The 20,016-nt window shown below is 45.5% G+C and carries 23 protein-coding genes; 1 reads left to right on the top strand and 22 read right to left on the bottom strand.

Annotated elements, in window-relative coordinates:
* Window positions 1-14 precede the first annotated feature (14 nt).
* The 22 genes from C6H04_RS01865 to C6H04_RS01760 form a co-directional block, all read right to left on the bottom strand.
* Window positions 15-1,901 (bottom strand): methyl-accepting chemotaxis protein, encoded by a 1,887-nt coding sequence (locus tag C6H04_RS01865; RefSeq protein WP_158653585.1) that lies wholly within the window; start codon window positions 1,899-1,901, stop codon window positions 15-17.
* Window positions 1,902-2,191: 290 nt separating this feature from the next.
* Window positions 2,192-2,854 (bottom strand): beta/alpha barrel domain-containing protein, encoded by a 663-nt coding sequence (locus C6H04_RS01860; RefSeq protein WP_104732163.1) that lies wholly within the window; start codon window positions 2,852-2,854, stop codon window positions 2,192-2,194.
* Entirely contained in the window at window positions 2,845-4,101 is a 1,257-nt protein-coding gene (locus C6H04_RS01855) for a tetratricopeptide repeat protein (protein ID WP_104696053.1), read from the bottom strand. The genes C6H04_RS01860 and C6H04_RS01855 overlap by 10 nt, the downstream gene beginning before the upstream one ends.
* A 246-nt stretch (window positions 4,102-4,347) precedes the next feature.
* On the bottom strand, window positions 4,348-4,710 hold the full coding sequence (locus C6H04_RS01850) for a YkgJ family cysteine cluster protein (protein ID WP_233711815.1): 363 nt from the start codon (window positions 4,708-4,710) through the stop codon (window positions 4,348-4,350).
* A complete protein-coding gene (locus C6H04_RS01845; protein WP_104695997.1) occupies window positions 4,685-5,257 on the bottom strand; it encodes a hypothetical protein in 573 nt (190 codons plus the stop codon). The genes C6H04_RS01850 and C6H04_RS01845 overlap by 26 nt, the downstream gene beginning before the upstream one ends.
* A complete protein-coding gene (locus C6H04_RS01840) occupies window positions 5,254-5,781 on the bottom strand; it encodes a PilN family protein (protein ID WP_104695998.1) in 528 nt (175 codons plus the stop codon). Before C6H04_RS01840 ends, C6H04_RS01845 begins: the two co-directional genes overlap by 4 nt.
* Complete coding sequence (locus tag C6H04_RS01835; protein ID WP_104732161.1) at window positions 5,771-6,790, bottom strand: DUF8569 domain-containing protein; 1,020 nt, start codon at window positions 6,788-6,790, stop codon at window positions 5,771-5,773. The genes C6H04_RS01840 and C6H04_RS01835 overlap by 11 nt, the downstream gene beginning before the upstream one ends.
* The gene (locus C6H04_RS01830; RefSeq protein ID WP_199767068.1) at window positions 6,790-7,389 is read right to left on the bottom strand and encodes a lysophospholipid acyltransferase family protein; all 600 of its coding nucleotides are present in this window, start codon (window positions 7,387-7,389) and stop codon (window positions 6,790-6,792) included. Before C6H04_RS01830 ends, C6H04_RS01835 begins: the two co-directional genes overlap by 1 nt.
* A 27-nt stretch (window positions 7,390-7,416) precedes the next feature.
* Complete coding sequence (miaB, locus tag C6H04_RS01825; protein ID WP_104732159.1) at window positions 7,417-8,718, bottom strand: tRNA (N6-isopentenyl adenosine(37)-C2)-methylthiotransferase MiaB; 1,302 nt, start codon at window positions 8,716-8,718, stop codon at window positions 7,417-7,419.
* An 8-nt stretch (window positions 8,719-8,726) separates the two neighbouring features.
* Window positions 8,727-8,972, bottom strand: coding sequence for an HP0268 family nuclease (locus tag C6H04_RS01820; RefSeq protein ID WP_104696002.1), 246 nt, complete (start codon window positions 8,970-8,972; stop codon window positions 8,727-8,729).
* Between the two features lie 212 nt (window positions 8,973-9,184).
* Window positions 9,185-9,508 carry a hypothetical protein gene (locus C6H04_RS01815; protein WP_104696003.1) on the bottom strand — a complete coding sequence of 108 codons (324 nt, stop codon included), beginning with the start codon at window positions 9,506-9,508 and terminating at the stop codon, window positions 9,185-9,187.
* The gene (locus C6H04_RS01810; protein WP_199766084.1) at window positions 9,498-10,814 is read right to left on the bottom strand and encodes a DHH family phosphoesterase; all 1,317 of its coding nucleotides are present in this window, start codon (window positions 10,812-10,814) and stop codon (window positions 9,498-9,500) included. The genes C6H04_RS01815 and C6H04_RS01810 overlap by 11 nt, the downstream gene beginning before the upstream one ends.
* Window positions 10,814-11,545, bottom strand: a complete 732-nt coding sequence (locus tag C6H04_RS01805) for a 7-carboxy-7-deazaguanine synthase QueE (protein ID WP_104732158.1) — start codon at window positions 11,543-11,545, stop codon at window positions 10,814-10,816. Before C6H04_RS01805 ends, C6H04_RS01810 begins: the two co-directional genes overlap by 1 nt.
* Complete coding sequence (locus tag C6H04_RS01800; protein ID WP_104732157.1) at window positions 11,545-12,177, bottom strand: 6-pyruvoyl trahydropterin synthase family protein; 633 nt, start codon at window positions 12,175-12,177, stop codon at window positions 11,545-11,547. Before C6H04_RS01800 ends, C6H04_RS01805 begins: the two co-directional genes overlap by 1 nt.
* Before the next feature lie 3 nt (window positions 12,178-12,180).
* Window positions 12,181-12,840, bottom strand: coding sequence for a hypothetical protein (locus tag C6H04_RS01795; RefSeq protein ID WP_104696055.1), 660 nt, complete (start codon window positions 12,838-12,840; stop codon window positions 12,181-12,183).
* 34 nt (window positions 12,841-12,874) lie between these two features.
* Window positions 12,875-13,642, bottom strand: a complete 768-nt coding sequence (gene surE, locus C6H04_RS01790) for a 5'/3'-nucleotidase SurE (RefSeq protein ID WP_104732156.1) — start codon at window positions 13,640-13,642, stop codon at window positions 12,875-12,877.
* Window positions 13,639-14,529, bottom strand: a complete 891-nt coding sequence (locus C6H04_RS01785; protein ID WP_104732169.1) for a polyprenyl synthetase family protein — start codon at window positions 14,527-14,529, stop codon at window positions 13,639-13,641. The genes surE and C6H04_RS01785 overlap by 4 nt, the downstream gene beginning before the upstream one ends.
* Window positions 14,516-15,520 carry a PDZ domain-containing protein gene (locus tag C6H04_RS01780; RefSeq protein ID WP_233709773.1) on the bottom strand — a complete coding sequence of 335 codons (1,005 nt, stop codon included), beginning with the start codon at window positions 15,518-15,520 and terminating at the stop codon, window positions 14,516-14,518. The genes C6H04_RS01785 and C6H04_RS01780 overlap by 14 nt, the downstream gene beginning before the upstream one ends.
* Before the next feature lie 8 nt (window positions 15,521-15,528).
* Complete coding sequence (locus C6H04_RS01775) at window positions 15,529-15,831, bottom strand: YbaB/EbfC family nucleoid-associated protein (RefSeq protein ID WP_104696007.1); 303 nt, start codon at window positions 15,829-15,831, stop codon at window positions 15,529-15,531.
* Window positions 15,825-16,193, bottom strand: a complete 369-nt coding sequence (gene panD, locus C6H04_RS01770; RefSeq protein ID WP_104696008.1) for an aspartate 1-decarboxylase — start codon at window positions 16,191-16,193, stop codon at window positions 15,825-15,827. Before panD ends, C6H04_RS01775 begins: the two co-directional genes overlap by 7 nt.
* A gap of 9 nt (window positions 16,194-16,202) precedes the next feature.
* Window positions 16,203-18,422, bottom strand: coding sequence for an AAA family ATPase (locus C6H04_RS01765; RefSeq protein WP_104696009.1), 2,220 nt, complete (start codon window positions 18,420-18,422; stop codon window positions 16,203-16,205).
* A gap of 17 nt (window positions 18,423-18,439) precedes the next feature.
* The gene (locus C6H04_RS01760; protein ID WP_104696010.1) at window positions 18,440-18,856 is read right to left on the bottom strand and encodes a universal stress protein; all 417 of its coding nucleotides are present in this window, start codon (window positions 18,854-18,856) and stop codon (window positions 18,440-18,442) included.
* 466 nt (window positions 18,857-19,322) lie between these two features.
* Between C6H04_RS01760 and bioD the strand changes: the two genes are divergently transcribed.
* The gene (gene bioD, locus C6H04_RS01755; RefSeq protein WP_104696011.1) at window positions 19,323-19,985 is read left to right on the top strand and encodes a dethiobiotin synthase; all 663 of its coding nucleotides are present in this window, start codon (window positions 19,323-19,325) and stop codon (window positions 19,983-19,985) included.
* Window positions 19,986-20,016: the final 31 nt, after the last annotated feature.

Raw genomic sequence — 20,016 nt, 5'->3', positions numbered from 1 at the left:
CCTTAAGGATTGCGTTAAACTTTGAACTTGCTGAGCTCATAATCAAAAATCTCAGCAGTTTTGCTCAACGAAACGCTTGCCTGCGCGACTGCGCGCACACTCTTTTGATTAGAGGCGGTCAATTCCCCAATTTTCTGGATTTCTTCCATAATGCCTCGAGTCAGTTGTGCCACCTCTTTGAATGCCTGCACATCTTCAATAGTTGTCTTAATGATCCCCTGGATTCCTTGCACATTACTATCTACTACATCCTGCAGACTGTGGGCAGCTTCTGAAACCTTGACAATTTCTTGCGCATTGCTGTGCAGGTCCTTGCTAATATCAGTGACACTTTGCACAACTCCGTTGATCGTGCTATGGATTTCACTCAAGCTAGATTGTGTTTTTTCGGCGAGCTTACGCACTTCATCAGCCACTACAGCGAAACCTCGCCCATGCTCACCCGCGCGCGCAGCTTCGATCGCAGCATTAAGAGCGAGTAAATTGGTCTGATCGGCAATATCAGCGATAATGGTCAATACCTTCTTGATTTCTTCAGTGTCGTAAGATGCCTGCTCAAGTTTGTTAGAACACTGTACACCTAGACGGGCGTTGTTGCTCAAATTTGTACTAAACTCTTCAATCTTAGCACGCACTTCTTCTAGAGTATGGCTGGTATTGACAAGATTGTCGCTATTTTTAGCGGCATTGTCAGCCCCACTTAAAATATTAGCAACCACGCTCTCTCCATTATGTACAACAACCTGAATGCGTTGTTCTTCCTCTCGGGCATTACATGAAACAGCTTCCGAACTCTCTTGCAAGGTGCACGCAATCTGGGTATTTTGCGTGCTATTATGCTTGATGGTGGAGATAACTCCATGGGTTTTTTCTAAGAATACATTCACACTCCTAGAAATGGTTCCGATTTCATCCTTACCTTTTACAGCCAGGCGTTCGGTTAAATCCCCATCCTTAGAGGCAAGTGCCTGGATAAGTTGCGTGAGCTGCTTCAAAGGCTTAAAGAGAAGATTGGTGATAATCAAGATCAAGACAATCGAAACAATTAAGGAGACAAAGGAGATGATCAACAAGGTCCTTTGGATCGTATCCAGGTCTTTAAGCACAAAATTTTTATTGCTGACGGCCAAAATTCTCCAACTAAATCCAGGTGCTGTGTCCCATACATAGTATTTAGGCACTTTATCTACATTGGTCTCGACCAAGCCATGTTGTGTGGAGAGAATGCGGTTAATCAGTGCTAGTGCTTGTGGATATATGGTCTGTAATTGCTTGCCCTGCTCCAAGGTGCTCGATCCTAGAACATATCCACCAGGATCGACAAAATGGATTCGAATCCCCTCTGAAGAATATTCTTTAGCACTCTCTTGCACATAAGTGAGGGGGATATCCGAGCCCAACACCCCTTTAAAAACGCCATCTTGATAAAGCGCAATGCTATAAGAAACTACCAAGCGATTAGTAAAAAGATCTAGGTAGGGATGTGTGACCACGAGTTTATGGTTAGCGGCTTTGGCCTGCTGATACCAATCGCGCTTGCGCGGGTCATAGTCCTTAGGAGCATTTCCCACCAATTTGATCATACTCCCATCTTCAAAACCAACATGGATATCTGTCGAATCCATGCCATACTGCACATAGCTCAAGATCTCGTGGATGCGCTTGGCATCGTGCAAATCCAGTTTTTCTAATTGCTGGGCGGTGCTGTTCACGGCAGTCCTGATTGCTTCATCCCAGCCATTGACAGAATAGGCCAGCATGGATGTCAACTCTTTGAGACGATCCTTAGACGATGTTGTGAGTCGATGATACATCGTATAACTGAGAATTCCAGCTGTAACGCTGAAACTGACCAGTAGTAACACCGCAAATGTGAGAGAAATCTTGGTCTTAAAATTCATTAAGCCCCCTTATCTATTTCTAAATACTTAAAATGATAATTAAAATCAGTGAAAAGATATGTTAAGGCATTCTACCATAAATTTGTGTTATTTTTGGCAGAAATCCTAACAAATACAATGTACCTATCTTTGCCTACGAACAACACCCCTCACTATCGCATTCCTGATGTTGAAAGACTTATTCTCGCATGAATATTGTCAGGGCGTTAAGGTAAAACTTCTCATTATATAATTCTTTATGCCGGCAAACATCGGAAATGATTACTTGCGCCGTAAAGCTCTAGCTTTAGCTATGGGGAGTATGTCAACAGACCATCTACTCCATAAGCATCATCTGAGCAGAGTGGGTCTGTGTCCTTAAGAATGGTGCAGCGCTGCGGAGTTATTTCTAAGAGGGCAGCAAAGTTTTCACCCAAATAGAGGGCATTCGCCTTGGCTAAAATACTTGCCTTGAGGTCTGCTTTAGAGCGCACATATACAACACTCAATAGACCCAAACGCGACGCATAAGCGCACATGTTTTTGAGCTCTATCCCCAAAAGCTGTGCATCCAAAACCACCGCGTCAGCGCCATGGACTGCGCTCTCCAAAAGTTGGTAGGGGTCTAAAAAATAGTCTTTGTGAATTAGGGGTTGAGGACTCAAACGGCGGATGTAGCCTAATAAGTCTAAACTTTCCAAAGCAGGCATGCCATGGGTGTAGAGGGGCGTGAAGTCTATGAGGAGGGCCCTAGCCTCATGAATCCCGTTTAAGCGGGTGAGTAAGAGTTCTAAATCCATGCTGGCATCTAAGCTCACGAGTTTGTGCGGAGTGGCCTGCACGCGCTTCAGGTCATTGCCACTTAATCTAGGAACATAAGGATTGTAAGCTAAACTCCGCCCCAATACCTCCATAGGCGTAAGAGTCTGTTTGGTGGCTAGATAGGTCTTAAGAGCGTCTAAATCTAGTGGCATTTGGCAATTGCGCTAGCATGCTCTTGGAGTTCTGACTGACCTTTGAGCTCTGCGCTATCAATCTTAGCAAAGGTGTCTTTAGCCTGCGCACATTGACCCAGTTTATAGTATCCCCACGCTAGAGAATCCAAATAAAAGACCGAATCGGGTTCAAGCTGAAGGGCAGTCTTGACATAGGCAATGCCCTTTTTAATGTCTAGGTCATAATCAATGAGAGAATAACCCAAAAAGTTATAGAAAAACGCATCCTGGGTATTCAGGCTTTCCTTAGTGCGTTTGAGATTCTGCGTGCGTTCCACGATGGCTCGCTCCAGTTTCTGCGTGATTTTGATGATTTCAGATTTTTTAGGAGGAGTGTGAATCGTGTTGAGATGCTCGTATGTGTAAATCGCTTCCAGAGCAAGAAAACTGGGATCCTTTTTCTCATTGTAAATAAGACTAGCTTGTTTGGCAGCTAAAGCAAATTTCTTTTGCGCCGTATAAAGGTCTAGGAGTAGGCGGCGATCAAAGGGATAATTTTGTGCAATCTTTTGTGCCGTATTAAATTCCTTGAGCGCTACTAGGACGGCAATGTAAAGTTGAGCATTTTGCACGACAGGGTCTTTTTCATAAAGAGTGCCAAAGATATCCTTGGCTCTTTGTAATTCATTGGACTGAATAAGGGTATTGTAGGCGCGTTGGCATAAATCAGGTGAGCAACCATAATCCTTGAGATGGGAGCTGAGAAGATTAACTGCCTCTTGGTGACTATTTTGCATGAAGTAGATAGTGATCAACTTCTCCAAGCTATCTTCGCTATGAGTCTGATTATAAAGTTTGTTGAGTAGAGAAAAGGCTTTGTCATAACGCTTTTGGCTGAGGTACAAGGAACCCAGCACATCATCCAACATCAAGGATTTATCTTCACGACGGATGCTTTCTAAAAGGGCAATTGCCTTATCGGTTTGACCTGTTTGGATGTAATTATCCACCAAAATCTTATTGATGGAGACATCAGTCTTGTCTTTGGTAATTTTTCTGTAGAGCATGGCCAATTTGACAGCTGTGTTAATATCGCCCAAACTTGCCGCAGAAACGGCTGCCTCTTTGGCGTACAAGATATTGTTGGTTTCCTTATAAAGGTGCAAATAGCCTTGTTTAGCCGCAGCAAAATCTCCCCGATGAAAAGCGTCAGAAGTGATGAGAATTTGCTGATCCTCTGTCAAACTTTGGGAAAAGAGGATACCTCCTAGTGCCACTGCCAGCATCACCCCCCCCCTCTTAAAAGATGTCGCTCTAGTCATCTGTGCTCTCCTTAAGGTGTATATTTGACAAACCACTAACCATGGAAGGGATGAGCTGAAAGCTTTCGCAAACTCCCAAAACCATCGTTTTGCCCTCCAGCTCTGCTCTCTTACTGCAAGAACCACGTCCAACACCCACATAGGGTTATATCATGTTTAAAATACATTTTCTATCTTTAAATGGGAAGTTCTACCATATGCCATAGACCTCTAGGTTTTTAGAACCACTCCCGGACATTCCTGTGCAGGTTCTTGCATGTTTGGGTGGTTTTTCCAAAAGGGATAGGTGCGACATTGCTCAGGACGCACGGGGTAAATACGGCAGCGTTTGCTCTCCATGTCTAAGAACACACATGGTTTAGGCGCTATATTCTGCTCCAGCAGGCTATAGGCATTCCCCACACGCCTAAGATAGCGCATACCGAATTGCTCTAAAGACATCGCTAAAAAACCTGCTATTTCTTCAATCTCAGCAAGACTGACAAAAACATAACCCGTGCCCATACAACAACGCGCGCCGCAAGTAGCGCATGCATTAGGGTTAAATTCAAAATTCTGTGAGTTTGTATTCAATGTGAATCCTAAAATCCAAAGCAAGCCCATGGGCTTCTTTGGCAATATTAATGGGGAGGGCCATCTGCGTGTAGGCGCTGATTTGACGCATTCCGTCCAAAAATGCGTAAAGTTCGCGCAGAGAACTAGCATGTGCCTTGACATGGAAGATTTCATGCATGATCTCATCCTGAGAATGTTTTTCTTCGGTGCTAGCTTGTATTTGAATCTTGCTAAAATGCCGCCCAAGGAGTTGATTAAGTGTATTCACGCTGTCTTTGTAATTTGGGTGAGCAAGTTTAGGGGCACTAGCCTGCTTAAAAGCTTTGTACTCCTTGAAGGCTTCAAAGAAGATTTCCTGTTTATGCGCCACAATCAAGCGTTTTTGGACCTCATCGCCATGTTGACTACGAAATTTTTCCAGATTTCCCCATATTAAAAGCCGCACAGAAATAACAGCCACAATAATGAAAATCAGCGTGAACAGCGAGTTTCTTACAAGCCTCTCAAAAGCAAGATTACCCTTAAGGCGACTTCCCTGCTTTGTTTCTGGTATCCCTTCTTTCATTCATTGCCTTTATCAATAAAGGGCATTGTAGAAGAATTATGCGAAACAAATCGAAGCCATCCATTTCCCATGGGGTAAAACGCTACCTGACTATTTTCAAAGATAGAATTGAGTCGCTGTTGGAGAGATAGTTGAAATGCCTCCTTGGAGGGCACAACTCCTTTGACTACCAAACTGGAATAGTCGATCGTAATAGATTGAATCGTGATAGAATCGGGAATGATCTCCAAGATACCCTTGATAGCATCCCTAATATTGGTAGTATACACTGCTCTGTGCGCTGTTTCCTCAACTTTTTTCTCTATTTCTTTGCGTCTATCCTTTAGGCGCTCACTCACATGCCCATAAATACTGCTTTCGATCAGGGCAATCTCACTTTGATGACTGGACGCCACTATTTCTCGATCCAAAAAACGCGCCATCAGCACACTTAAACCCACGGCCAATAGCATATAAAACACCCAAATCTTTGTATGGGGTCTAACCATGTGCTTGCCATGAGGTTTACTGTAACTAAAGCGCATGGTCATCCTGTTCTCGTCGAGCAAAAATGCTCAGTTGCTCAACCACAGAAATAGGCATGCAGGAGACATCTAGCATTAACCCCTCTTGTAATTTTGCTAACATACGCGGACCAACTTGATAGGTGTTGAGAATACACACTTTTTCTACAAAATCCTCCAAGGGATGCATAGGATGCGTGTAGACCATTTTAAGACTCTCTTGCAAACATTCAACAATGTCGGGCACGCATGCTAAATCCTCTTCTAACATCGCATGCATCTCTTGCACTTCTGGCGAAATTTCTGAATCCAATCCAGATTTGTCTTGAAGTCCTTGTGTTGCCGCATCCATGTGCGTTAAATCCGCTTCCATAGAGCTCAAAAGAGATTTCAAAAGCGCTTCTTCTTGTTCGTAATCCCCTTGTGGTTCTTGGGTGGGAGCACTTAATACCTCTGGAATCTTTAAAAGATAGCATTTGCTATAGCAGATTCGCTTGTGATGGGTGATGAGTACAGAAAGCCTAGAATATTCTAACATCGCATAGAGAGTGGCTTCTTCTGCTAGGATAGAGCGGATATAGCCATACATGAGCAAGAAAGGTGAAAAAATATAGTCCGCCTTGAAAAGAGTGTTTTCAAAGGCTTGAATGTCTTCTTTTAAGGATTTCTTGGGAATAAAAAAATAGTATTGATCGACCTCTAAAACAACTAACTCCTTCTTGGGCACTGGAGCGTAGTGCTCTAAGTATTCCTTTTTACATACACCTTGATCCAAACTCTTGGCCATACCGCATAGATAAGAAAAAGGGTAAATGCGTGTAAAATCTTGCGCGTCTTTAAGGGCTTTGATGGGAATGACTCCATTCTTAACCGCATATATTCTATTGACGACCTCCAAGGTTTTACCTCGCTTGAAATGTTCTACGCGCCCTGCTAACATTTCGCGATCTAAATTGAAACAGATAAAGACATCAGAAAAAAACCATTCCTTAATCGTATCATAGAAGATCGCTTTAAACGCCCGCCACATCAACCACACTCTCCCATACGAGCTGCCACAAGTGCCCTAGCCTGTTCTAATTCCATGTCTTTAGGGATGAAAAAGGGCTCACGCATGTGATAGTGCACTTCTGAAAAGGGTTTGGGCAGTTGGAAGCGATCCCATGTGTTGAAAGTGAAAGCATTTTTACAGATCACGCGGCACACCACCACCCCCACGCCAGTTTTTTGTGCCAGCGCCACCACGCCATCTGCCACACTATGGTAAGGCCCTCTAGGACCATCTGGAGTTAGGCCCACATCTGCTCCTGCTTTTAAAAGCTTGATTCCCTCCACCAACACCCTAACTCCCCCCTTTTTACTTGAACCACGGATGGCACGGAATCCAAAACATTCATAAAGCCTAGCTGCTAAGGAGCCATCAAAATGCTGACTAGCGATCACATAGAGATCATTTCCTTGTTTTAAGCGCAAGTAGGCAAAGGGCAGCATCGCAATCTCCCCATGCCAAAAACTTGCGATAAAGGGGGTGCTTTTCAAGCTATGTGCCAAATAGAAGCGGTTTTTACATGTTTTAAATAAGAGTCGCAAAACCCAATAGAGGAGTATGGGCAATGCTTTTAAAACCATCCCATTGCGTAAACGCTTTAGCACAAACTAAGCCCCTAAGCGTTGGGCTTGCAAACTCCCCTTGTGATGCGCAATCACCTGCACCGTCACCAGATCGCCCACGCCAACCCCCTGTGCCTCAAAGCTTAGTAAGCGACCCTGATCGCTCCTGCCTTGTGCTCTGCCCTCTGCAATATTCTCCACCAAGACCTCATAGACTCTCCCTAATTCGTTTTTAGCCTTTTGAACCAAAAGCTCTTGATGGGTGCGCTGTAAAACATTTAAACGCTCCTTGGCCACTGCGCTGGGTACTTGGTCGGCTAAGTGTGCGGCTGGAGTTAAGGGGCGAGGGGAATAGATAAAGCTATAGAGGGTATCAAATTGCACTTGTCGCACCATGTCTAAGGTGTCTTGAAAATCTGCCTCACTCTCTCCAGGAAAGCCTACAATAATGTCTGTACCAATGCCCACTTCAGGCACAAGCGCGCGCAATTTCTCTATGCGGTTTAAATACCACTCTCTGGTATATCCCCGCTTCATCGCTCTTAAGATTACATTTGAACCACTCTGTAAGGGGATATGAATACCCTTACACACCTTAGAGTGGTGTGCAAAGCACTCTAAAAAGGCATCGTCCATGTGCAGGGGGTGTGGGGAGGTGAAGCGGATTCGCGCTAAACCATCAATTTCACACAGAGCGCGCAATAACGCACTAAAATCTACCTTAGGGTGCGTGTGCGAAAAACGCGCACCATAGTTATTGACATTTTGCCCTAAGAGAATAATCTCTTTCACACCCCGCTCCACACAACGGCGTGCTTCTTGTAAGATGAGGTCCAAGGGAATGGAAATCTCTTTACCCCGTGTATGGGGCACGATACAATAGGTGCAATGCTTATCGCACCCAATGGACACATTGATAAAGGCCTTAAGCGCACTCTGCGTGCTCTCAAAAAGGTAGTGGCTATCATCGTGATCGAGGGCTACCTCGACGGCTTTGGGTTGATGGATGATCTGGGTGATCTTGGAGATATTGCGTGCCCCTAACACAAAATCCACACTGGGGGCTTTTTGTAAAATACTAGCTCCCATGTGGCTCGCGCTACATCCACACACACCGATCTTAGCCCCCGCCTTTTTGATCTTAGCAAAATGCCCAATCTCAGAAAATAACTTCCTCTCGGGCTTCTCACGCACACTGCATGTATTGAGCAAAATCAAGTCAGCTTGCCTAGGATCATCAATCTCTTCATAGCCCACCTTCGCTAATTCACTAGAGAGATGCTCGCTGTCGCGACTATTCATCGCGCAACCCATTGTTTCAATGTAGAGTGTTCTTTGGGGGGTCATTGTGCTCCTTAGATAATGTGCAGGGAGTAGATAAAATCTTTGTCGTCTGCGCTGATCCTCACTTCAGATAAATACGCCCTGTAACCTTGTTTTTCCAATGATGCCACTGCTGCGAGCATATCCTTGTGTGCATTGCTGGGCGCAAAATAGAACATGCGTTCGCCATGACTATACTTGTGCAATAGATCCTCCAAACGCACCTTTACACTTTTGCTACTGTGTTTTTTGCTCTGTTTGGCTAAATGTAATTCCATCAAATCCCTCGTATTAGTGTTATCATGAACCTATAAACCCAATCAACACAGAACCGACATCCCTGCTCAACCATGCGGAATCGTCACGCTCAAGAAGCGCTAAACCCGCCACCACTTGACCTACTGGTCCGGCATTATAACACAAAATGCGTATTTTAGTTTGACGATCACTATTCTCTAAACGCATTGGTTATTGCAGCTTCGACTCTGTGTCAGAGCGTAGATACGGCTTGGAGTTCTAAGCAGAATAATTTGCGATCGATATGGTCGTAAGTGCCCACCACGCGCACCAAATCTCCTTCTTGCAAGCGTGGAAGTTTGTGAAACCACCATAGAACCTTGAGAACCCCGCTATCATCTTCGAGAATGAAACGCGCATGTTCCAGGGCGCGCCCCATGTAAGCACAATCCTTCAGACGCGCACACACGGCAAACCGCGGGATTTCATTGCCCACACCATAGGGCTCTCCCTTTTTAAGCAATTCCAAAAATTCTTGGGAATGCAAAGTAGCGATGCGATCGACTTCAAAGAGCATGGTATCTTCCCAAGTGAAACAGGGCGTTTTGAAAATCGCTTTGGGTGTTAAACACCACGCCACAAGCGCACTTGTGCCCGCCTCCTACCACACTCACCCCACAGCTTTGCCAATACCCCAAAAGAGCGATCAAATCTAGGTCTTTAGCGCGCAAGGAAGCCTCAATGCTTTCCCCTTCATAGCGCCAACATAAGCTCATACCAGTGGCATGTTGTTCTAATAATTGGTTAGCGATTAAGCCCATCAATCCACGCGCGATGACTCCGCCTACATGCACAAGTGTGCCCTGTTGCACGGGTTTTAAACTCTCTTTGATTGCCTGGATATATTCCTTACGCTGTTGGTTGGCTTGCACTAAGAGCGCAGCATAAAGGGGGTTAGCCTCTTTAGTAGCGAGCAAGTCCACGACCAAATTGCAATGGCAAAAGCCCTCAATGCCATCGAGTCGCCCCACGGCGTTGATGAGCGGGATAATATCCCATGCCAGTGTGCTGAGTTTATAGGGAGTGGGGTATTTTTTGGCAAGGTAAAGGGCTTTTAGGGAGTGGGGCATTTGGGTCTTTAGGGTGCAATCCATGCGCTGGACAAGTTGGCGGTTATAGGGTTGGCTTAAATCCATCATGTCCCCAATCGTGCTAAGACCGGCTAACACCTGCATGTAATGCAATTGATCTAGGCGCATTTTCACCCCATAGTGTTTGGCATAAGCTAGCAGAAGCAAATAGCCCACACATGCCCCGCTAATGCCCTTAAAAGGGTGAGAGTCGCTCAAAAGGGGGTGCACACAAGCATCGCAGGCAGGGATACGCCCCTCTAAAAATTCGTGGTGATCGCTTAAGATCAAGGGCGTATTATGGGCGTGCAAAAAAGCACACACATCATCGGGGATGGTTGCGCCATTGTCAATAGTGATAAATAGGCTATCTTTAAACTCTAGGGCGTGCCCGCCCATTTCTTGTCCCTGTGCGTTGTAATGCGTGCCTACAAGGCGTTTTTGGGTGGCGTAGCTCTCCAAGAGTTCCACACTCATCCCGTAGCTGTCGGTGTTGCGACGAGGGATGATAGAGTGAATGTGTGGGTAATCTAGCACTTCTTTGAAGAAGTAAAGGACAAGCGCGCTCCCGCACATTCCATCACAATCATAGTCCCCTCCGATGATGATCTGCCTTTGTGCTGTAATGGCTTGGTGCAACAGCTCTAAAGCGCGCACCCCATCGCCCATCTCTAGCACACTATCTAGGCTAAATTGATGTTTACCATCCTCTTTACTGATCGCCTCAATGTGCGCCCTAAATACCTCTAACATCAACGCCCTGCCTCATTACCCCAAAGTTGGATGTGTAGCCTCTGCCCCAAAGAGTAACCATGCTCCAAACACACACTCGCCAAGTTCTCTAAACCCTCTTGGAGAGTTTGCATGTCTGTGGCTAAAGGCATGAGATAGACCAAGGGAGGGGTTTTAAAGCACAAATTCTTTAATAAGGCTTGCACCTCATCTATATCTGTGGGGCAATGCAGCACAAATTTAAACACCACTTCTAAGGCGTGATCGATGATGTTCTGTAAGGGTTTTAGGGGGGTTGTTTCACCACTAAAGGAGAGTTTAGGACTTAGGGTAAAGTGCAACGAATCTAAGGGTGGGTTAAAGTCAAAAAACATGCTTCCATTGCTCTCTACCCAAATTTCATGCCCACGCTCGCCTAACACCTCCAAGGCTTCAAGTAAAATAGGGTTTTTAAAATGTAAACTGGGCTCACCCCCTGTAAGCACAATTAAGGGCAAGCGATCGGGGTTGAAGGGGGGGAGTTTGGCTAATAATTCTTGGGGGTTGTTTAAATACTGCCATTGAGCATTAGGGCGCACGGCATACGCGCTATCACAGCCTAGGACTTCCTTACCCTCAATGCGACTCTGCACTCCAAAGCCTACGCATTTAAAATTACACCCTCCCAAGCGGATAAACACGCTGGGTTGTCCTACACAAGAGCCTTCCCCCTGGAGACTATAAAAGACCTCTACAAGCGGGAGTGTTTTCATCAGTGTATTTGGGAGAGGGGTGGGGGAGCTAAAAAAGGTTTTTTGGGAGGGATCAACGCGCAAGCGCGCAGATTATAATAGAGTTTGAGTTTATCTAAGAGGGTCGGATCGCGCATCTCTTCTAGGATGCCCGCAGAGAAATGCACGCTCTCCAAAGAGATATGGCGCATTAAATGCGGATTTTGTAAGTCTGCTTTGAAACTCTGGGCGTAGCCGTAATTGGTTTCATGCACGCGCACAGAACTCACACTCAAGGGAGCTTCGCCATTATGAAACTCCGTGGCGCATACAATGGCGTCCAAGAACAAATGGAACATCAGGGCATACCCTTCTGCGCTGGGGTTGAAACCTAGCTTGACATAGCGCGTACATGTAGAGGTGATACACTTTTGAAATTCTGCAGACTCGCGATCCCAGAAATGATGGGCGTGGTCAAAAGCATCAATAAAACCTGCAATCTCGTTTTTGAATAAGCCAAAATCTAGGACCATCCCGGCATGATCTAGGCGATGCGCCTCTATAAAAACCTCGACTTGGTAGTTGTGGCCGTGGATGCTAGTTGCGCACCGCCTAGAGGTGCAGTTGCGCACAATGTGGCTGGCACAAAAGTGGAAAGTTCTTCTAATTTGCATGGGTTAGCGCTTATAACATGGCATGTAGATGGGGAGGCGATCGTAGTAGCGGTAATGTTCCGAGCGCGTGAAGTCAATGCGTCGGATAGTGTTGCCAATGAGGTCTTCATAAAGTCGATTGTAGCCGCAAGTTTTACCACTCACACTGCCATCGATGTAGAGCACGCGTTTGTTCAAGGTATTGTCCCACCAGTCCAAAATAAAATGCGAGCCCGCTAACATTGCACTAGAGGCAGAAAACCCAGTGATAGCATAGTAATTGGTAGGTACCCTAGCGCAATAAAACTGCCCCTCATGCCAGTAACAGCGATGCCGTTTGGCGCGCTCAATTAATGTGTAGTCATAATTATAAACCGGCTGGGCCATGATATTGCGCACAACCTGAATATAAATGGTATTTTTAGCCTGAGAGATGGGGTAATCTTGCGGTTTAAAAACATTATAAAAACCCAGTTGTTGTAACTCATAGATAATGAATTGTAGGTAGTAAGAGCTGACCATATCTTCTTTATCATGCACCACCACAATGGGCGCATTGTAGTTGAAGGCATAGTCTCCGCGCACTTCAGAGAAATAGCCCATATTCAAGCGATGACACCCTGTGAGCACAAAGATCAAGGGAACCAATAAAACCAAAAAAGCCCGACGCATCCACACGATCATTTTCATCTCCCCATTCTACTACAAAGTTTGGGCATTACATCCACTCTTGGAGAATTTGCAAATCTGTGTAACTAGTCATGTTGAGGGTGATGGGGGTGATGGAAACATAGCCATGGGCGATGGCTTCAAAATCACTTAAAACCCCCTCCCGCTCTTCCCACTTGAGAGGATTTAAACCCAACCAGCAATATTGTCTGCCTTTGGGATCTGTTTTAAGATGGACATTGTTGCTATAAAGGCGCACGCCTTTTTGGGTAATCTTGATCCCCTTAGGCACGCTTTGAGGAATATTGACATTGAGAAATTTACGCGCATGCGGGGCAAAGGGAAAACCATGTTTGAGATATTGCTGCACTAAACGCAAGGCAATCTGAGTCGCTGCACTAAAATCATGTTGGGCGAACTTTGCGCGATCTTGAATGCTTTGGGAAATGGCAATAGAGGGAATTTTATGCAAAGTACCTTCAATCGCGCCTGCTACTGTGCCCGAATAGAGCACATCTTCACCCATGTTAGAACCATGATTAATGCCCGAGATCATCAAATCAAAGGGGCGTTGATTCATCGAAACGGCTAAACAGACACAATCACTGGGCGTGCCATCATCTACACGGAAATAGCCTTTGTCGATTTCTTCAATGCGCAGAGGCACGCTGATAGTAATCCCATGTCCACAGGCTGATTTTTCATTCTTGGGGGCAACCACCATTACATCAGCAATGCTGCTGAGCGCATCTCTGAGAGCGAGTAGTCCTCTAGCTTCGTAGCCATCATCATTGGTGAGCAAGATATGAGGTTTCATGCGAGTTCCTTGAGCAGAGTCTGCAGATAAAGTGGTAGATGATGTGGAAAACCTGCAAGCATTTGCAATAAATTTGCCTGAAGTTCTTGCAAATATTCTTGGGCTTTGGACAAGCCAAGTAGGTTGACATAATTATTCTTAAAAGTGTCCAAATGAGTGCTCTTACCTGATTCTTGAGGGCTTTGTGTGGCATCGATAATGTCATCACGCACTTGAAAAAATAACCCCAAGGTGAGTCCAAAATCAAAGAGTTGTTGTGGTAAATGGGAGTCCGTGCGATCGCACACCACCAACGCGCCCATTTTCAGACTAGCGGCAATCAACTTACCCGTTTTTAGTGTGTGTAGCGTTTCTAATTGAGCGCGATCAAGTTGTTGGTGCTCAAAATGGCAGTCCAGGGCTTGACCCAGGACCATACCCGCTATGCCGCCACATTGTGCCAAAGTGGCGATGAGGGAGATTTTTAGGCAATCTGAGAGGGGTGCACTAGCCAAAAGCTCGAAAGCATAAGTGTTGAGGCCATCGCCCACTAAAGTTGCCATAGCTTCGCCATAGGTTTTGTGTAAAGTGGGGTGATGACGACGCTCATCGGCATTATCCATACAGGGCAGATCATCGTGGATGAGAGAATAAGTATGCAGCACTTCTAAGGCCAGAGCGATGGGGAAACACGCGTGCACCGCTTTTATGTCTGTTTCAAAGGCGCAGATCACTGCTAGAAAGAGTTTGGGCCTAAAGCGCTTGCCCCCGTTTAAAAGCATTTCCCAAAAAGCTTTTTCGAAAAAGGGATGAAAAGTTTTTATAGGAGGGTTAGCACGGGACACATATAGCTTAAAATCTGCACAGACCTGTGCATAAAAGTCTAGGGCACTCTCAGAGGCGCACATAGAATTCAAAACCATTCCTTAAGATCAACATTTCAATCCGCCCCTGCATGAACGCTGCACTCAATGCTCTTTGCAAGGCAACACGCGGGGATTGCCCCCCACTCACAATGGGCCTTTTATTGATCCAGAGCAAGCGATCGCCCACTTGGAGTGTGTCTAAAGGGGGGGTAAGACGCGTAGCCTTGGTGATCACCAGATTATGATCGAGGGTTATCCCAAAGCGTTCCAAAAAAGTGTCGGGCAATAAAAACCCTCCATAGAGCTTACCTACCTTGACCACGACCTCTTTAGTGAGATTGCGTCTTTTGAGAGTAATGCGCGCGTGGCTTTGATAGGCTAGATTGCTCACCACCCACTCTATATCGCGGGCATTATGCACAGGCTGGTTATTGACTTTCAAAATCACATCGCCCTCTAAAAAGGGATTATGTGGAAAGAAAGGATCTACGCTTTGCACCACAGCACTCCCTGAGCGCATCCGCACCCCAATATCGCCATAGTAAGCACTTTTTTGGGCCAAGAAGCGTTTGAGGTATTTTGTTTCGACAAATTCATACTTGCCCACTCCTACACCATAAATTTGGTAGCAAATATTGCTCACCACGCCACCTACCCCCAAAGGGGCAGAGAAACGCGCAAAGTCCAAAAAACCCCCTTGGCGTTCCACAATAGAACCCGTCTGCGCACGCGCGTGAATTCCTGCTAAGGCACGCTTATAGGCCTGAGCATCAATGTCTAGGAGATTATAGGCAAAGCGAGTTTTAGGGGCTTGGATCAGATAAAAACCAATGAAAGGATCGCGTTTGAGGATTTTAACCCCCTTAGGCGGAGTGGCAGAGCGCAAAAAGGCAACTTGTTTATCATGCCAAAGAAGCGACACACTCATGCCATGGGTGGCCAAGCGGTGGTATTGGACACATTGAGAAAAATCATAGGCATTCAAGGGTATACAACATAGCAGAACCGCCAAAGAACGCCCGCTCAATTTCAAAACAGTGCCTATTTTCCAAAGGGATTCAAACCGCCCAGCATGCCAAAGGCGGAGTTCTTGCGTCCTTCCTCTACTTGTTTGTATGCCTCGTTGAGCGCACTCATTAGGTAGATTTGCAAGGCTTCCTTGTCTTCTAAAAGGCTATCGTCAATCTGAATATCCAAGAGTTCACCCGCACCATTGATACAGACCTTGACAAGTCCCCCACCACTTTTGGCACTAAACTGCGCCGTCTTTTGCTTGGCTTCTACTTCCTTGAACTGCTCTTGAAGCTGGGATAAGAGTCCGCCCAACTGGCCTAAATCTAGCATGGCTTTCCTTTCTCTAAGATCGTATTATCATCTCCGAGCAAAACAACATGAGGTTGGTGGGTGCTAACATGTTCCAAACTGAGTTGCATATAAGCTAAAATGATAACCTGATCTCCAATTTGCACCAAACGGCTTGCTGCTCCATTGACGCAAATTTCGCGTCCATCTTCACCCACAATGGCATAGGTGCTAAAACGCGCGCCATTGTTGATATTAACCACATCTACTTTCATCCACGGATACAACTTAGCTGCTTGCATCAAATCCTTGCCAATGGTAATGGAGCCCTGGTAGTGCAGATTGGCATCTGTCACCACTGCACGGTGAATTTTTGTATATAGCACTTCAACAGAGGGAGACATCTATATTCCTTAAGTATTTCTCATCTTTTTAGGGGGCTTGGTGTGGCTTTTTTGTTTACACAGCACCTTGAGTTCCTGATTTTTGAGCACCACTCTCACACTCCCCCCTTCCTTAAGCCCACCAAAGAGAATCGCATCGCTGAGTTTGACTTTAATATGGTCATGCACCAGCTTAGCCATCACGCGCGCACCTAGCGGATCTTTGAAGCACAAAGAAGCCAAATGCGTACTCGCATTCTTTTCCAAACTTAGAGTGATGTTTCTAGGCGCCAGAAGTTCTTCGAGTTTTTGACACTCTTTGTAAGCGATACGCTCCAAATTTTCCAAAGTGAGGGGATTGAAACTCAAGATCGCGTCCAATCTGGAGCGCAGTTCAGTGCTCAATAAATCTTTAAGAGCCTGGTGGTATTTATGTGCGTGATCGTCCAAAAAGCCTACGCGTCCTAGCGCATTGCTCCCCGCATTGGAGGTTAGAATGAGGATGGTATGCTTAAAGTCGCTTTTGCGTCCATTATTATCTGTGAGCGTGGCATTATCCGTGATTTGCAAAAGCAAGTCGTAGACATTGGGATGAGCTTTTTCAATTTCATCGAGCAAAAGCACGCAGTGGGGATGTTTGCGAACCGCATTGACCAAAAGTCCACCCTGTTCAAAGCCCACATAGCCAGAAGGCGCACCAATGAGCTTAGAAATACTGTGGGGTTCTTTGTATTCGCTCATGTCAAAGCGTTCCAGGTGTAAATGCATGTGTTTAGCCAAAACCTTAGCTAACTCCGTCTTGCCTACCCCACTAGGACCTACAAAAAGAAAGCTGCCAATGGGCTTCTGCTCTCCAACCAGACCAGAAGCGTGGATTTTAATCGCTTCGACTAAGCGTTCAATCGCCTGATCTTGGGCAACTATCTCTTTTTTCAGCTTCTCTTCAAGTCCCTTGAGCTGATTTCTTTTCTCTAAACTAATATGCGCTTTGGGAATATCGATCTTAGAGGAGAGCACATTTTCAATGTCGTGTTTGGAGATCGTAGGGGGATGTGTTCCAGGGGCATAAATTTTTTTGAACGAACCAGCCATATCCATCAGATCGATTGCTTTATCAGGAAGAAAATTCTCATGAAGATAGTGCACCGATAGATCTACGCAGGCCTTGAGCGCCTCCTTGCTATAGTGTACATGGTGGTGGCGTTCGTAGTGGCTAGATAAACTATCCAAAATTGCATAGCAATCCTGCTTGGAAGGTTCTAAAATGTCGATTTTGCTAAAACGACGGCAGAAAGCCTTGTCTTTCTCCAGGACAGATCTAAATTCTTCAAAAGTTGTCGCGCCGATGCAACTTAAACTTCCATCAGCCAGCATAGGCTTGAGAATATTGGCCCCATCCAACGCACCTGTACTCGACGCTCCCGCTCCTAACACGGTGTGAATCTCATCAATGAAGAGAATACTTCCCTTGTCTTTTTGTAACTCCTTAAGGGTCTTTTTCAGCCGTTTTTCAAATTCACCCCTGTATTTGCTCCCAGCTACCATTGCGCTCAAGTCTAAAGCATAAATTGTGCGCGCCAATAAAAATGAAGGCACCTCTTTTTGGACGATCTTAAGGGCCAACCCCTCGGCGATGGCAGTCTTACCCACACCTGGCTCACCCACCAAAAGGGGATTATTTTTCTTGCGCCGTCCTAACACCTCGATGACTTTTTGGAGTTCCGCATCGCGGTGTGAGATCGGATCGATGGAGTTTTGGCGGGCCAACTCGTTGAGATTGCGCGCAAACTTCTGTAGAGCAGAAACCTTCTCCTTAGAAAAAGAAAGAGGAGGATGCTCAAGGATTTTGAGACTATCAACTTGGAAAGAATGTAGCACGCGCGCGCTATAGCTTTTATTCTCTTGCAGCATAATGAAGAGAAAATCCTGCACATCGATAATTTTATAATGCGTGTCCTGGACATAATCTTCCAATGCGTGGAATAAATCTAGCAATTCCTGATCATGCTTGGGGCGTTTGCGCTCTTCCATACTGCCATAGATAGGCACATTTTCGACAAGATAGTTTTGGATCATCTGCCTGGCATCTAAAATATCCACATCTAGTTGTCGTAAAAACCCCTGAATCTCCTTATCATTGAGCATTACCAAGAAGACATGCTCGATGGTAGTAAAACGATGGGATAATTTAGATGCCAATGCCACGGAGGCATTGAGGACACGGTGCAATCTGATAGTGATAGAGGGCATTACCTACCTTTGGAGATTCATTTCGCGACTAAGACGGGGACTGGCGAATTGTCGATAAAACTATTTTGATGTGAGCCGAAAATTTTATAAAAGGCTGAGGATTCACTCGCCCCAATCACCAAGAGATCGAAGCTTGGAGCCATTTCTAAAATCACATCTACAGGATTGCCCACCTTGAGCAACCCTTCGCATGCAATACCCTCCTGTGCAAATAACTCCGTGAACTCTTCTAAGAGATGGTTGGACTGCTCATGGGCAATGACTTCAGTTTGGCTGTAATTCATAATTCCGCTCTCTGGGTAAATGAGCACCTCTGGACTCACATGCACAAGGGTAAAATGCACATCCCTAAGTTTCTTGAAAAGTTTGAGAGCTGCGTCCAACCCAGCCCTACACTCATGCGTGTCGCTGATCCCAAAAAGCACCCTTAACATACGCCACCTTTTTGACATAATCCCCATCACTAAAGCCAGGGGATCCCAGGATCATCAAAGCCTGCCCACTAGCGGACACTGCGACTTCTCCTCCAAGAGCTGATGCCCCAACTCTGCGAAGGCTATTATAGCATAAAATGCCAACAAAGCACCTTATGCATCCATGACTAAACCCAGAGGTTTACGGCACGCGTGTTGACATACTCTCCCATAACTAAAGTTAGGGGATTCTAACTTTAGTGGAGATCGCGGCTTCAAGCAGGACAGCTCCATTTGGAGTCTTACATTCCCTATTCCAAAGGTTGATGCCCCAACCCCAAGGGTATTACCCCTTGATTGCACGAATATTAGCACAGCTATGTTGGTGCTAGCCTTATGGCGCGAGTGGTAACTTCTGTAGCATTTTTAAAGCCAATATAAGAGAAATGAGCCTAAGCTACCGCCAAAATATTTGAAGGAATTTTCAATGTATGCTCCCATTTTTGTGAGTGCTACTAACACGGGTGTGGGCAAGACCACGCTTTCCTTGGAAATTGCCCGTTTATGTAAGGCGCGCGGAATCAAAACCTTACTAGCCAAACCCATTGAAACTGGCATCAATACAACAGAGCAGACGAGCGATGCAGAATTGTTTTTCCAAGAGAACCTACAAGTTGAAGCGCATCTAAACTTGGAAGATATCAGTTTTTATCGGTATGTTTTGGGAGCAAGCCCCTTTGTGGCCATGCGTTTTGAACCCCACATCACTATAGATTTCAAAGAGATTAAAAGGAAGCTCGATGCGCTGCAAGAACGATGCGATTTGCTCATTGTAGAGGGGGTTGGAGGGTTACTAACCCCTTTGGATCATAAAAACAAAATTGTCGATCTCTGTACATTCCTCAAAATGAGGCCTTTGATTATTAATGCCGATCGTCTAGGCATGCTCAACGATCTCCTCTTGAATCAAGAGTATCTCAATACACACAAAATTTCCCATCACATGCTCATTAATGTGCGTGATAAGCGCGCCTATACCCAAATCTGCAAACCCTATATTGACTACCTCAACACCGCTTTAAAAACCCCTATCTTGGAGTTTCCCGAACAAAGTGCGCGTCTCTTAGACGCGATATTAGTCCCTTGTTGAGAATCTAGTGTTATAATGGGCTCCTAATTTA

This window comes from Helicobacter salomonis (assembly GCF_900197775.1).
GTDB lineage: Bacteria > Campylobacterota > Campylobacteria > Campylobacterales > Helicobacteraceae > Helicobacter > Helicobacter salomonis.
Note: the sequence above shows the minus strand (reverse complement) of the source record. Positions and strands in the feature narration are given on the sequence as shown.